The 12,912-nt window shown below is 66.1% G+C and carries 13 protein-coding genes; 4 read left to right on the top strand and 9 right to left on the bottom strand.

Annotation, left to right across the window (positions count from 1 at the left end; genetic code table 11):
- Positions 1-411: 411 nt before the first annotated feature.
- Positions 412-717 (bottom strand): hypothetical protein, encoded by a 306-nt coding sequence (locus AC3WOB_RS25820; RefSeq protein ID WP_492276582.1) that lies wholly within the window; start codon positions 715-717, stop codon positions 412-414.
- A 121-nt stretch (positions 718-838) separates the two neighbouring features.
- Here AC3WOB_RS25820 and AC3WOB_RS25815 point away from each other — a divergent pair, with 121 nt between their 5' ends.
- Complete coding sequence (locus AC3WOB_RS25815) at positions 839-1,783, top strand: LysR substrate-binding domain-containing protein (protein ID WP_492276581.1); 945 nt, start codon at positions 839-841, stop codon at positions 1,781-1,783.
- A gap of 131 nt (positions 1,784-1,914) precedes the next feature.
- On the opposite strand, the gene scpC is transcribed toward AC3WOB_RS25815, so the two are convergent.
- A complete protein-coding gene (scpC, locus tag AC3WOB_RS25810) occupies positions 1,915-3,432 on the bottom strand; it encodes a succinyl-CoA:acetate CoA-transferase ScpC (RefSeq protein ID WP_492276580.1) in 1,518 nt (505 codons plus the stop codon).
- A 240-nt stretch (positions 3,433-3,672) separates the two neighbouring features.
- On the opposite strand from scpC, the gene AC3WOB_RS25805 reads away from it, so the two are divergent.
- On the top strand, positions 3,673-4,593 hold the full coding sequence (locus AC3WOB_RS25805; RefSeq protein ID WP_492276579.1) for a LysR family transcriptional regulator: 921 nt from the start codon (positions 3,673-3,675) through the stop codon (positions 4,591-4,593).
- Between the two features lie 232 nt (positions 4,594-4,825).
- Positions 4,826-7,231 carry a DUF3772 domain-containing protein gene (locus AC3WOB_RS25800; RefSeq protein WP_492276578.1) on the top strand — a complete coding sequence of 802 codons (2,406 nt, stop codon included), beginning with the start codon at positions 4,826-4,828 and terminating at the stop codon, positions 7,229-7,231.
- A 55-nt stretch (positions 7,232-7,286) separates the two neighbouring features.
- On the opposite strand, the gene AC3WOB_RS25795 is transcribed toward AC3WOB_RS25800, so the two are convergent.
- Together AC3WOB_RS25795 and AC3WOB_RS25790 are read right to left on the bottom strand one after the other, a co-directional pair.
- Positions 7,287-7,955, bottom strand: a complete 669-nt coding sequence (locus tag AC3WOB_RS25795; protein WP_013395454.1) for a hypothetical protein — start codon at positions 7,953-7,955, stop codon at positions 7,287-7,289.
- Positions 7,956-7,999: 44 nt separating this feature from the next.
- Positions 8,000-8,464 (bottom strand): hypothetical protein, encoded by a 465-nt coding sequence (locus tag AC3WOB_RS25790; protein WP_013395455.1) that lies wholly within the window; start codon positions 8,462-8,464, stop codon positions 8,000-8,002.
- A gap of 455 nt (positions 8,465-8,919) precedes the next feature.
- Between AC3WOB_RS25790 and AC3WOB_RS25785 the strand changes: the two genes are divergently transcribed.
- Complete coding sequence (locus tag AC3WOB_RS25785) at positions 8,920-9,210, top strand: antibiotic biosynthesis monooxygenase family protein (protein ID WP_013395456.1); 291 nt, start codon at positions 8,920-8,922, stop codon at positions 9,208-9,210.
- A gap of 30 nt (positions 9,211-9,240) precedes the next feature.
- Here AC3WOB_RS25785 and AC3WOB_RS25780 read toward each other — a convergent pair whose 3' ends face one another.
- From AC3WOB_RS25780 to AC3WOB_RS25760, 5 genes are all read right to left on the bottom strand, one after another.
- Complete coding sequence (locus AC3WOB_RS25780) at positions 9,241-9,600, bottom strand: nucleotide pyrophosphohydrolase (RefSeq protein ID WP_013395457.1); 360 nt, start codon at positions 9,598-9,600, stop codon at positions 9,241-9,243.
- 2 nt (positions 9,601-9,602) lie between these two features.
- Positions 9,603-10,226 (bottom strand): 3'-5' exonuclease, encoded by a 624-nt coding sequence (locus tag AC3WOB_RS25775; RefSeq protein WP_088142051.1) that lies wholly within the window; start codon positions 10,224-10,226, stop codon positions 9,603-9,605.
- 4 nt (positions 10,227-10,230) lie between these two features.
- Positions 10,231-10,455, bottom strand: coding sequence for a DUF1653 domain-containing protein (locus AC3WOB_RS25770; RefSeq protein WP_013395459.1), 225 nt, complete (start codon positions 10,453-10,455; stop codon positions 10,231-10,233).
- Positions 10,456-10,560: 105 nt separating this feature from the next.
- Entirely contained in the window at positions 10,561-11,997 is a 1,437-nt protein-coding gene (locus AC3WOB_RS25765; RefSeq protein ID WP_492276577.1) for a PAS domain-containing protein, read from the bottom strand.
- A gap of 182 nt (positions 11,998-12,179) precedes the next feature.
- A complete protein-coding gene (locus AC3WOB_RS25760; RefSeq protein ID WP_492276576.1) occupies positions 12,180-12,890 on the bottom strand; it encodes a glutathione S-transferase in 711 nt (236 codons plus the stop codon).
- Positions 12,891-12,912 lie beyond the last annotated feature (22 nt).

Here is a 12,912-nt window from a genome sequence, read left to right as displayed (position 1 = left end):
CAAGACTATAACACGATTTTTGCAGATTGCGCAACTGGCTTTTGCCTAACTTGCTGCAATCCTTGCAATCACCGCGCGTCGCTCATCTCTGAGCGCTTTGCGGCAGACCTGGCTCGAATCCTCTTGCCCGACCTGTTGTGCTTGCTTGGCTACGCGGTTCAAAACTGTCTGAACTGCGAAGGAGCGAGACTATAGCACAAGTTTTTCGCCTGTCATGACGCGCAGCCAAATATTTGTTCTAGTCGCGGCTTTGACACCTGCCCTTTTCCACCACGCGATGCTGCCTATATAGATAGCGGACAAGACACGCCTCCCCAGGCAAGCACGAGGCCCCGGCCCCTGTATATATAGAGGACGGGGCCGCAGCGGGAAAAGAAGGAACGCCGAGCCGCCCATCACGGGCGCGCGCGCCTACCAGCGGAGATAGTCCACGTCGCGAAGCCGCGCCAGGTCGCGCTTGACTGCGGCTTCGTTCATCAGCCAGTTGGGAGCGCCCAGATCCTGCAGCATGTGCTCATCCAGGTCGGCGGCAAGATGACGCAGCCGCGCTTCATTGCGACGCTTGCGATAAGCCGCCGCGAGCATGGCAAAGAATCCAAGGCGGGGCGGCGACGCCTCGGCGGACGGCGCGACGACTGGCATGGCCGCAGCGGGTTGACGATCCCAAGAGGCCGCGGCCAAGGCCGGAGAAGACGGGGTGCAAAGCTGTGCAGACATGATGGGCTCCAGGTATTTATGCACTTTGGTAAGCGTAGTCGCCCAATGCCCGGCTGAAAATCGAATTGTTTTGGGGGTATCGGTAAGCTATTATGACCAATCTCTCACTCCGATCCCAGCCATGCGCCTGCCACTCAGTACCCTCCCCGCCTTCCGAGCCGTGGCCGAGCTGCAGAATCTGCGCGCCGCAGCCGAACGGCTGCACCTCACCCACAGCGCCGTCAGCCAGCAGATCAAGGTGCTGGAAACCCAGTTGGGCTTTCCTCTGTTCGAGCGCAGCGGCCGCGGCATCGTCCTGAATTCAGCCGGCGCCGCGCTTTTGTGCAGTGTGCAAGGCGCCATGGCTCTACTGGATGAAGGCACGATGGCGGCATCGGCCGCGGCCTCGGGCAGCGAGCAGCGTTTGCGCGTGTCGGTGCTGCCCTCTTTCGCGCAGCGCTGGCTGCTGCCTCGCATGGCGCGGTGGCGCGAGCGCAATCCGGGCCTGACGCTGGAGATCGAAACTTCTCAGCAAGTGGTGGATCTGCTGCGAGACGGCTTTCACGCGGCGCTGCGGTTTGGGCGTGGTCCCTGGGCGGGCGTGGAGTCGGAACCTTTGTTCGACACGCCCCTGCCCTTGATAGTCCTGGCGTCGCCGGAAACCGCGGCAGCGCTCCCCGACAATTCGCCGCAGACGCTGGCGCGCCAGCCTTTGCTTGGCGAGCGCGAGCTCTGGCAGACCTGGTTCAACGCCGCTGGACTGAACACGCCCATCACGCCGGTGGCCTCCTTCAACGATGCCGGCATGATGATGCAGGCCGCCGAGCAAGGGCTGGGCATCACCCTGGGCCGCCAACTGCTGGCCGCGGACGCGCTGTGCTCGGGCCGGCTGGTGCAGCTGTCGCCCATCAGCATCGAGTATGAGCAGGCGCAGACCTACCACCTGGTCTATCGGCCCAGTCTGCGCGACTGGGCGCCGCTGGTGGAACTGAAGCAGTGGCTGCGCGACGAGCTGGAGATGTCGCGCGAAAATCTGAGCGCCCCCAAGTCCGGCCCCCGCAAGAAGCCGCAGGCAAAAAAAAGGTAAAGCAGCATCTGCTGCTTTACCTCTACCCAATCGCGGCGCCAGCGGAAACCACGATCCGCAGGCCGGGATACGCTACGCACGCATGACCCGGCAGGCGCCGCGGCGGCGGCAGCCACAGTTGGCGGCGGCCCTCAGGCCACCTTGCGCGCAGCCGGCTTGGCCGGCCGCATCGTATCGGTTTCGTTGAAGCGCTGGTGCCAGGAGAACGCCTCTTCCAGCAGATGCGGCGTCTGGCCGCCACGCTCGCAGGCACGGTCGAAATAATCCTGCAAGGCATCGCGGTACGACGGATGCACACAGTTCTGGATGACTGCGCGCGCGCGTTCGCGAGGCGCCAGGCCGCGCAGGTCGGCGAGGCCGCATTCGGTGACCAGCACGTCGACGTCGTGTTCGGTATGGTCCACATGGGACACCATCGGCACCACGCTGGAGATGTCGCCGTTCTTGGCCATGGACTTGGACACGAAGATCGCCAGGTGCGCGTTGCGGGCGAAGTCGCCCGAGCCGCCGATGCCGTTCATCATGTGCGTGCCGCCCACGTGCGTGGAATTCACGTTGCCGTAGAGGTCGAATTCCAGCGCGGTGTTGATGGCGATGATGCCCAGGCGGCGCACGATCTCGGGCGCGTTGCTGATCTCTTGCGGACGCAGCACGATGCGCTCGCGGTAGTGCTCCATATTGGCCAGGATCTTTTCGTAGACCGGCTTGGACACCGTGATCGAGGAAGCCGACGCGAACGCGAGTTTGCCCTGGTCCAGCAGCTCGATGGCACTGTCCTGCAGTACCTCGGAGTACATCGTCAGGTTCTCGAAGCTCGACGACTCGAAGCCATGCAGCACGGCGTTGGCGATGGTGCCGATGCCGGCCTGCAGCGGCAGCAATTCGTTGGTCAGGCGGCCGGCGTCGACCTCGCGGCGCAGGAAGGCGTTGATGTGGCCGGCGATGGCATTGGTTTCCTCGTCGGGCGGCAGAGCGTTGGACGGGCTGTCCGGTTCCTGCGTAATGACGATGGCCGCAATCTTGGCCGGGTCGACTTCGATGCAGGACTGGCCAATGCGCTGTTCCGGGGAAACCAGCCCGATGGGCTGGCGCGCCGGGCGGGCTTCGGGCACGTAGATGTCGTGCAGGCCTTCGATGGCGGCGGGCACGCCCATGTTCAGTTCGATGATGATGACGTCCGCCTGCTGCGCGAAGGAGGCGGAGTTGCCCACCGACATGGTCGGCACGATGGCGCCGGTCTCGGTGATGGCGGCGGCCTCGATGATGGCGACGTTGATGGGGCCGATATGGCCCGCGCGCAACTGCTCGACGGTCTCGGACAGGTGCTGGTCGATGAAGGCGATTTCGCCCTGGTTGATCTTGCGGCGCAGGGTCGTGTCGACCTGGAACGGCATGCGGCGCGCCAGCGCGTTGGCTTGCGCGAGCATCTTGTCCGTATCGTGACCCAGCGACGCACCGGTAATCAGGGTGATGGAGAGCGGTTCGCGCTCGGCGCGGGCCGCCAGCGCCGCCGGCACCGACTTACAGTCGCCCGCGCGGGTGAAGCCGCTCATTCCGACGGTCATGCCGTCCTTAACCAGCAAAGCCGCCTGATCGGCGGAAGTGATCTTGGCGCGCAGCCCAGGGTGGCGGATACGGTCGAGATGCATGGTGTCTCCAGATTCAAGGGCCTACGTGCGGCGGGGCGCGGCATTGCCGCCATGCGCCCAGGCGCCGTCTGACGCGGCGTTTCCCGAGGTTCCTGGGCCGACTCGAAGCGGTCCGGGAACGAATTTTCGGCAGTATAGGAAGGCCTGCTCAAATCTCGTAATGACTTAAAATCATTCAGATAAGTCGCTTTTTTCATCGTTTGAATGTTTTGCGCGCATCGCGCGGGGGAATTCCGGTCCATGGACGTGCGCGCTCTGCGGTACTTCGTCGAAACCGTCAGGCATGCCAGCTTCACGCAGGCGGCCAAGACACTGTTCGTGACGCAGTCGACGGTGAGCAAGATGATCCGCCAGCTGGAAGAAGAGGCCGGCACGCCGCTGCTGATCCGCGACGGCCATACGGCCCGCCCCACCGACACGGGCCGGGTCATGTACCAGCGCGGCCTGCAGGTGCTGGAAACGATGCGCCAACTATCGGAAGAACTGCGCCAGACGGCCGACTTGCGCCGCGGCGCGTTGGAGGTCGGCATTCCGCCCATGATCAACCTGCTGTTCACGCCTGTGGTCAAGCGCTTCCGCGAACTGCATCCCGGCATCCACCTGACGCTGCGCGAAGGCACCGGCCAGGCCGTGGAGGGGCTGGTCGCCAGCGGCGAACTGGAAGTGGGCGCGACCATTCTGCCGATCGCGCCGGACAGCGGCCTGGCGGCCCAGCCCTTCGGCAGCTACCCGATCTGGGTGATAGGCCCCCCCGACGCGCCCTGGGCCGGCAAGACCTCGTTCCCGCTCGCCGCGTTGCGCGATGCGCGCCTGCTGATCCCCACGGACGACTTCGCCATGACCCGCCGCTTGCGGCAGGCCTTTGCGGATGCCGGATTTCAACCCGGCATCGCCGCGCAGAGCGCGCATTGGGATTTCCTGGTGGCGATGGCCTCGGCGGGCCTGGGTGTGGCGCTGCTGCCCGAACCGCTGATGCTGCGCATGAAAACGCGCGGCTTGAGCACCGCGAAACTGGCCAAATCCGGCATGCAGTGGGAAGTCGGCCATATCTGGCAGCAGTCCGGCTATCTGTCGTATGCCGCCCGCGCCTGGCTGGAGGTGTGCGATACGGTGCTCGGGAAACCGAAAAAAGGCGCCGCGCGCGCCATCCCGCCGGCCTGAGTTGAATCCAAACGTAGACCAGGTAAACATGCTTTGCCAGCGCCGCCGCCTCTGGACCCTGCGGGGCCCCAGCGCCGCTTATCCGGCCCTGTTTTACCCCCCGGCTCATGCTGCCATTCCGGCGCTTGGAGCCCCCGTCAAAAATAGGGCCGCAGCGCTCGTTTTTGTTGCAACGGATGGGGCGGCGCCTTGCTATGCTCCCGCCTCGATGCGAGCGACTCGCCCAAGAAACATGACACAGACTTCCCTTACCCTGCCCGCCCGGCCCCGCCGCGCCCGCTACTCCGCCTTGGTGGCGCTGATGGCGGCGCTGCTGCTGGCGCTTTTCCTGCTGCCGGCCCACGCCGCAGCGCCGCCTACCCCGGCCGACACCGAAGCGACGCTGGCGGCCGCGCGCAAGCAGATCGATGACATCCGCAAGCGCGTCGCCGACGAGACCGACGACGCCACCCTGGTGAAACAGCGCGGCGATGCGCTGGACATCCAGTCCAAGGCCGACGCCGCCGCCGAGGCTCTGACGCCTCAGCTGGCCAGCGTAACGGCCCGGCTGAGCGAGCTGGGCACTCCGCCCGAAGGCGTCAAGGAAGCGTCCGACGTGGCCGCGCAACGCATGCAGCTGGATAAGAACAGCCGCGCGCTGGATGCGCAGATCAAGCTGGCCCGGCTGCTGTCCGTGGACGCTGGACAAACCGCGGAGCAGATCTCGGCGCAGCGCCGCAAGCAGTTCCAGGCGCGTCTGGGCGAACGGCGCGACTCCTTCCTGTCCGGCCAGTTCTGGACCGAGTTCCGAGAGGAGTTCCCGCGCGACCTGGAACGCCTGGAAGCCCTGCGCGATGACCTTTCGACCGCGGTCGGCCAGACGCCGAAATGGGGCTGGCTGCTGCTGGGCGCGGCGATCGCGCTGACGATCGCCCTGCGCGTCGCCATCGGCCGGGTGCTGCTGCGGATAACCGCCACGCGCGTCCCGCCAGGACGCTTGCGCCGCTCCTTTCTTGCGGTCACGCATCTGGTGCTGGCCGTGGCCACGCCGGGCGTCATCGCGCTCTTGATTCATATCGGCCTGGACTGGGATTCGCAGCTGAGCGACAACACCTCGTCGCTGCTCGCGAACCTGGTGGCGACGGTTTGTTTCGGCGGCTACGTGTCCGGCCTGGGCTATGCGCTGCTGTCCGCGAACCGTCCTTCGTGGCGCCTGCCGCCCATCAGCGACGCCGTGGCGCTGCGGCTGCGCTGGCTGCCCGGCGTGTTGGGCGTTCTGGTGGTGATGATCTGGCTGGCCGAGCGCCTGCCGGTGCTGCTGAACGCCAGCCTGACCACCACCATCACGCTGACCGGCATCGTCGCCGTGCTGACCATGGCGACGATAGGCGCGGTGCTGGCCATCAGCCGCCGGCTGCGGCGCCAGGCCATGCAGGAAAGCGAGGCCCCGATCCCGTTCTGGGTGTCGCTGCTGCTGACCTCGGTCTGGACGGTGCTGATCCTGAGCCTGGCCAGCTTGCTGGCCGGCTACGTGGCGTTCGGCAGCTTCATGGTCAAGCAGGTGCTGTGGGTGCTGATCGTGCTGGCCTCGGCCTATCTGCTGTCCACGCTGATCGAGGACGGCTTCAGCACGCTGCTGGGCACCTCGCACCGCGACGGCGGCGAACACGAAGCGCCCAGCATGCGCGACCAGGCGGCCGTGCTGCTGTCGGGCGTCGGCCGCGTGGCGGTCGGCCTGCTGGCCGTGATCCTGCTGCTGGCGCCCTTCGGCGAAGCGCCGATGGACCTGTTGCAGCGCTTCGACCAGTTGCGCAAGGGACTGGCCATCGGCGAAGCCCAGATCCGTCCGGGCGCGGTCCTGCAGGCGCTGCTGGTGCTGGCGCTGTCGCTGCTGGCCGTGAAGATGCTCAAGCGCTGGCTGTCCAACCGCTACCTGCCCACGACCGAGCTGGATCCGGGCATGCAGTTGTCGGCCGCCACGCTGTTCGGCTATGCCGGTTTCGTCACGGCGGTGGCGCTGGCGCTGTCGGCCGCCGGCTTCGGCCTGGAACGCGTGGCGTGGATCGCGAGCGCGCTGTCCGTGGGTATCGGTTTTGGCTTGCAGGCGGTGGTGCAGAACTTCGTGTCCGGCCTGATCCTGCTGGCCGAGCGTCCGGTCAAGGTGGGCGACTGGGTATCGCTGGGCGGCGTCGAGGGCGACATCCTGCGCATCAACGTGCGCGCGACGGAAATCCAGATGGGGGACCGCTCCACGGTGATCGTGCCGAACTCGGAGTTCGTCACCAAGACCGTGCGCAACGTGACCCGCTCGAATCCGCTGGGGCTGGTGCAGATCAAGCTGCCGCTGCCGCTGTCGACCGACGCGGAACAAGTGCGCGAATTGATCCTGCAGGCTTTCTCGGACCACGAGGACGTGCTGGACGCGCCCGCGCCGAACGTCTTCCTGGACGGCATCGAGGGCGGCAATCTGGTCTTCAACGCCAAGGGTTACGTGTCGTCGCCGCGGGCGGCCTACGGCGTGCGCAGCGCCTTGCTGTTCACTCTGCTCAAGCGCCTGCATGACGCCGGCCTGGAGGTGTCGTCGCCGCCCACCATGCTGCTGGCTTCAGCGCCGCCGGCAGCGGCGCCCCTCGCCGTCGCGCCGCCGACCCAGTCCTGAAGCCGCCACATCCTGCCGCCATCCCGCCCCGCCAGGGACCGGCAGGACTTCCGCATCAGCCCGGCGTGTACAGATCGGTGTAGGTCCGGTTGCGCAACGGCGGCGCCGCCAGCGCGGCGCTCTGCACGCTGCGCACTGGATAGGCCCGCGCCTCGGGCGCCGGCGGTTGCGGCGGCGCGGGGCGGTCAGCCAGGACCGGCCCCGAAGGCGCCACCTGCGCCACCGCGTTGCTGTCGAAACGGTGATCCGCGGTCGTCAAGGCAGGATTGGTGCACAGTCCCTGCGCCACCAGCGCCGCCTTGGTGCGGTCGTCGGTCTGGCACAGAATGTCGATGGCCGCGGTTTCCAGGCGGCGCGAACGGTCCGCGTCCTTGGTCGAGGCGGCCGCCTGCATGGTTCGCTCGAAGTTGCGTCGCAGGCTGCACTTCTGATCCTCGATCGGGATCGCGACGTTCAGGCCGAAGCCGACCACGGCGCCGCCGCCGCCCGCCGAAACCATGCAGCTGTCGGAAGAGAACGAACCGTAGAAACTCTGTCCGCCCAGCGGCGGCACGCTGCGCAGCGTGCTGGACCCGCTGTTATTGGAGTTGAGCGTGATGCCCTGATTGTTGCCGGCGTTGGTCGATCCCGACGACGCCGATGTCGTCGCATTGGAACTGCTGGTCTGGGCGCCGGCGGAAAACGCCGCCAGCGACAGGGAAATGGCAAGCACTATAGTCTTCATGATGTCCCCTCGCCCGGACGGCCGGAGCCGTCCGGATAACTGGGTCAGTGATTGAAACCGCCGACATGGCCCACCGGACCGATGCCATGTATCGACCCGAATGCACCCACATTCACCGCATGGAAGGAGCCCGTCGCCGAAGCGCTGGTATCCGTCTTGGCGAACGTGGCGCCGCCATTGGCGATGCTGTCGCCCACCATGATGGGCGCGTTGCCCGACACGTGGCCGTACGAATCGCTGTTGGCGTACTGGCGCGTGCTGGTGACCACTTGCGTGCCATCGCGGCTGAAGCTGCCGCCCACTTCCGCAACGCCACCCGTCATGCCGAACGATACCTGGGTGGATGAACCGTAGCCGTTGATCTGGGTGGCGGCCACGGAGCTGCCTGTGGAAATGGATGATGCGGTGCCATTGATTGCGCCGGCGTGGCCCGTGATTGATCCACCAGGGTCCGCATAAGCCGAAACAGCGAACAAGGACAACGCGGCGACTGCTATGAGCTTTTTCATTTCAGCTCCTCCTGCTCCGTGCATGCACGGATTCACGATTTACCGGCGACCGACCGGCGCGGACCGTTACCGCTCAGCGCCACGCCTGGACAATGACGAAAGGCGTGGGACTTTCGTATTGGTACGGAATGATTGCGCCGTCCTAGGCAAGTCGATATCGCCTAAACGGGCGACCGAATCCCGATGGACGATCCCGGGCTGTAAAACAATCGGCCAGATTTGCGGCAATCTTGCGCGGCGACCCTGCGTATGGACGAGGAAAAACGCGCTGGCTGTGCGCCGTGCGCGTCCGGCTTCAACTTTATGGATGGGAATAAGGCGGACCGCCTCGGGCAAGCTCCCTAACGCGCACAACCGAAGCGGCGAGGCCCGCTGCGCGCCTGGCCCGGGATTTTCAGCCATACTACGGCGGCCAGCCGGGCGCTACCCGGCCTCATCTGTTTGGAGACCAGAACATGATCCAGGAAATTGCCAGCATCCATGTCCGCGAAGGGCAGGAAGCGCTGTTCGAGGCAGGCGTCGCGCAAGCGAAGCCGCTGTTCCTGCGGGCCCGCGGCTGCCACGGCATGGAGCTGTACCGCAGCATCGAGCAGCCGCAGCGCTACACGCTGGTGGTGGATTGGGAAACCGTCGAAAACCACATGGTGGACTTCCGCGAATCCGGCGATTTCCAGGAATGGCGCAAGCTGGTGGCGGGCTTCTTCGTCGAACCGCCCCAAGTGCATCACGAGCAAAAAGTGATTTGACGCGGCCAACCTGGCCGCATCGCGCGCGGGTCAGGACTGTTCAGGCGGATCGTCGTACTTGCGCGCGCTGCCGCGAAAACGATCCGCCGGGTATTTCCGCGCATTCTTGACCATCTTGCCCGCGACCGCATCGGCGATGTTGACGCCGAGCTGATCGGCCAGGGCCACCAGGTACATCTGCACATCCGCGATTTCGTCCGCGGCATCCGCCAGCTTTTCCGGCGGCATCTGGCGCGACTCGGCCTCGCTCAGCCATTGGAACAGGGACACGAGTTCGCCCGCCTCTCCGGCCAGCGCCATCGCCAGGTTCTTGGGCGTGTGGAACGGCTGCCACTCCCGCTCTTCGGTAAAGCGGCGCACGGCCAGCCGGATCTGTTCCAGGTCGGACATGGCTACTCCTGGCCCGCGGCCAGGCGGGAACTGGCGGCCAGCGCCACCGCCACGGTCGTGCGCACGTCGGCCAGCGCGCGGTGGGTGGGATCGGAAGCGCCCACATGGCGCGCCAGGATTTCCAGCTTGTGCGAGGGCAGCTCCGGCCAGGCGCGCCGCGCCAGCGCCAGGGTGCAATGGGTGGAATTGGCGAATGGCAGGCCGGTCTGGTCCGCCGCCGCACCCAGGAAGCGCCGGTCGAACGACGCATTGTGGAAAAACACAGGCAGGTCTTCCACGAAATCCAGGAAGGAGGAAAACGCCTGCACCACCGGCACGCCATCGCGGTCGACTTCGGCCTGCGTGATGCCGGTCAGCCGGCTGATGAAGGACGGCACCGGACCGCGGGTACGCACGACTTGCGTGTACTCGCGCTCCAGCGCCCCCGCCTCGCCCACGCGCACCGCCGCGAACTCCAGGATCTCGCAGGTCGCGGTGGACAGGCCGGTGGTTTCCAGGTCGGCCACGATGAACGGGCCGCGCAATGCCTGCAGCGCCGCGGCCAGGGCCTCCGCGCCCGCCTTGCCGCCCGCCGCCCGGACGGGAGAGGCGCCGCTCGCGCGCGGCCGGCGATAGAAGTACGTCACAGCCTTACTCCGCCGGCCGCAACGGCGCAAAGCGCGGCGCGCCATCGGGCAACTGGCCGAAGAACATGTCCGCCGGACGCACCCACAGGCCGCGCTCGTGCGGCCACAGGTGTTCGTAGACGACCAGGGACTCCTCGGTTTCGGAGTGGCGGGCGGTGCCCACATAGAGGTAGAGGCCGCCCTTGTAATGGCGGTGTGAGGCGAGAGCCAGTGCTTCGGATTCGGTCATGGACGGTAGCCGCAAATGGCGCGGCCCGGGCGGAATGGCTCCTGCCCGGGCCTGCGGGTTCAGATCAATACCGTCTTTATAGCGCATCGGGCCGGCAGCGCCGGCTCAGTAGCGCACGTATTGCCGCTCGGCCTGCGGTTGCAGCGGTCCATTGGCCGCCGGCCTAGCCCGCAGGGCTGGCGCCACGGGCCTGACCGCGGCGGTTGGCGGCGCGGTGCGCGCAGGCTCGCCGGCCCGCTGCGTGATGTCCTCGGTGACCTCGCCCAGCCGGGCGGACTGGGCCAGCGACACCTCCACCACCTCCGCCATGATTTCAGTCACGCGGCGCGACGACGCGACGATATCGTCCATGGTCGTGCCGGCCGACTGAACCTGGCGCGCCCCGCTCTCGACCTGCTGCACCGAGGACGTGATCAGGTCCTTGATTTCCTTGGCCGCTGCCGCGCTGTTCTGCGCCAGGCTGCGGACCTCCGACGCCACGACAGCGAAGCCTTTGCCGTGCGGGCCGGCGCGCGCGGCCTCGACCGCGGCGTTCAGCGCCAGGATATTGGTCTGGAACGCGATGCCGTCCATCACCCCGATGATTTCCGAGATGCGCCGCGAACTCTGGGTGATGCCGCCCATGGTCTGCACCACTTCCTGCACCGTATGGCCGCCCTGCTCGGCCACGCGACAGGCGTCCTGCGCCAGCGTATTGGCCTGGCCCGCGCGCTCGGCGTTTTCGGTCAGGCCCTGGACCGCGACGCGCAGGGTCTGGGCGGCGGTAAAGCGCCGCGTGATGTCGGTGGCGTACTTGACGACTTTCACCGGGCGGCCCTCGGCGTCGAAGATCGGGTTGTAGCTGGCTTCGATCCAGACCTGGCGTCCGCCCTTGCCGATGCGCAGATACTGCCCGGTGTCGTGCTCGCCATTGCGCAGCCTGCGCCAGAATTCCTTGTACGCCTGACCGCGCGCCTCTTCCGGCGGGACGAACATGCTGTGGTGCCGCCCCTGGATCTCGTCCGCGCGATACCCCACGGCGTCCAGGAACAGGTCGTTGGCGCGGATGATGGTGCCGTCGAGTTCGAACTCGATGATGGCCTGCACCTTGGAGATCGCCGCCAGCTGGCCTTCCACGTCCGCCTGCCGCTGCTGTTGCTCGGTGATGTCGACGGCGTACTTCACCACTTTGACCAGCCTGCCGTGGCGGTCGAGGATCGGGTTGTAGGAGGCTTGCAGCCAGACGTCGCTGCCGTCCTTGCGGATCCGGCGATAGCGCCCGGCATCGCGGCCGCCCTGCCGCAAGCGGCTCCAGAATTCCGCATAGCCGGCCGATGCGCCCTCTGCCGGATCGACGAACATGCGGTGGTGCCGCCCCTCGATCTCGTCCAGCGCGTAGCCCATGGTGTGCAGGAAGTTCGGGTTCGCCGCCAGGACGTGGCCGTCCAGGTCGAACTCGATGACGGCCTGGGCGTTGTGGATCGCAGCGATCTGCCCGAGCATGTCGGCCTTCTGCATGCCGCGGTCCATGCGCAGCAGTTGGCTGAGGGTAATCCATTTCATCGTGACGTCTCCTACCCGGAACCCGGGTGGTTTGATGCCGTTCGACCTATCTGCCGTGAGACAAATGGATATATTTATCTAACAATTTGCAAACATTTAATCTTAAAAATGAGCGGGTCTCAAGATTTTCAAGAGACCCGTCAAAAAAATCGGCATCCAGCAACATCAGGGTTTATCCGGACTCAAGCGGCGTCCAATTCGCGATATTGGCGAAAGATTCCTTCTCCGAAAGGCAAGCGCCTGCCGCTTTCGAAGTAAGGCTGCAATGCCGGCAGCGACGCCACGCGCGCATGCAGCGCCATGACGTTCGGATAGCGCACGGCCAGGGTGGCCATGCGCTTGGGGAAGGCGAAGAGCAGGCCATCGACCAGCTGGAACAAGGACAGGTCCACATAGGTCCAGCGCTTGCCGCCCGCCAGCCAGGCCTGCTCGCCGCCCAGCACGCGTTCGAAGTAACCCAGGAACTTGGGCATCCGTTCTTCCCGGAAGCTGCGTGCGCGGCGCGCGGCCTCGACCTTTTGGTCTTCGTAGTATTCGCTGGCGGATATTGGATGATGCGTGTCGTGCGCTTCGGCCACCATGTCGGCGATGGTGAGCTGCAATTGGTTCACCCACAGCCGCCCTTCCAGCGAGTCCGGCGCCAAGCCGTGCTTTTCGCCCAGGAACAGCAGGATGTTGGCGGTCTGCGCCAGCGTCATCTTGCCCGCCACCAGATAGGGCGGCGCGAACGGCGGATGCTTGCGCTCCGCGCTCAGGTCCGCGACCAGCGTGCCTTCATCCGCGCCCGGCTGGCGCGCGCATTCGCGATAGGGGATGCCGCCAGCCTCCAGGGCCAAGCGCACGAACTCGCCGCGCCCGGGTATGCCGTCCCAGTACCAAAGGTCATAGGTCATGTCGTCTCCTTCCGTTGATACG

The organism is Achromobacter sp. FW305-C-30-7, from assembly GCF_058783105.1.
Note: the sequence above shows the minus strand (reverse complement) of the source record. Positions and strands in the feature narration are given on the sequence as shown.

Excerpts from the sequence above, each read along its gene's own strand:
- scpC (WP_492276580.1), bottom strand. The coding sequence starts at position 3,432 with ATGCATCTCGACCGTATCCGCCACCCTGGGCTGCGCGCCAAGATCACT.
- AC3WOB_RS25780 (WP_013395457.1), bottom strand. The coding sequence starts at position 9,600 with ATGTCCGACCTGGAACAGATCCGGCTGGCCGTGCGCCGCTTTACCGAA.
- AC3WOB_RS25820 (WP_492276582.1), bottom strand. The coding sequence starts at position 717 with ATGTCTGCACAGCTTTGCACCCCGTCTTCTCCGGCCTTGGCCGCGGCC.
- AC3WOB_RS25785 (WP_013395456.1), top strand. The coding sequence starts at position 8,920 with ATGATCCAGGAAATTGCCAGCATCCATGTCCGCGAAGGGCAGGAAGCG.
- AC3WOB_RS25795 (WP_013395454.1), bottom strand. The coding sequence starts at position 7,955 with ATGAAGACTATAGTGCTTGCCATTTCCCTGTCGCTGGCGGCGTTTTCC.
- AC3WOB_RS25765 (WP_492276577.1), bottom strand. The coding sequence starts at position 11,997 with ATGAAATGGATTACCCTCAGCCAACTGCTGCGCATGGACCGCGGCATG.
- AC3WOB_RS25770 (WP_013395459.1), bottom strand. The coding sequence starts at position 10,455 with ATGACCGAATCCGAAGCACTGGCTCTCGCCTCACACCGCCATTACAAG.
- AC3WOB_RS25805 (WP_492276579.1), top strand. The coding sequence starts at position 3,673 with ATGGACGTGCGCGCTCTGCGGTACTTCGTCGAAACCGTCAGGCATGCC.
- AC3WOB_RS25815 (WP_492276581.1), top strand. The coding sequence starts at position 839 with ATGCGCCTGCCACTCAGTACCCTCCCCGCCTTCCGAGCCGTGGCCGAG.
- AC3WOB_RS25790 (WP_013395455.1), bottom strand. The coding sequence starts at position 8,464 with ATGAAAAAGCTCATAGCAGTCGCCGCGTTGTCCTTGTTCGCTGTTTCG.
- AC3WOB_RS25760 (WP_492276576.1), bottom strand. The coding sequence starts at position 12,890 with ATGACCTATGACCTTTGGTACTGGGACGGCATACCCGGGCGCGGCGAG.
- AC3WOB_RS25800 (WP_492276578.1), top strand. The coding sequence starts at position 4,826 with ATGACACAGACTTCCCTTACCCTGCCCGCCCGGCCCCGCCGCGCCCGC.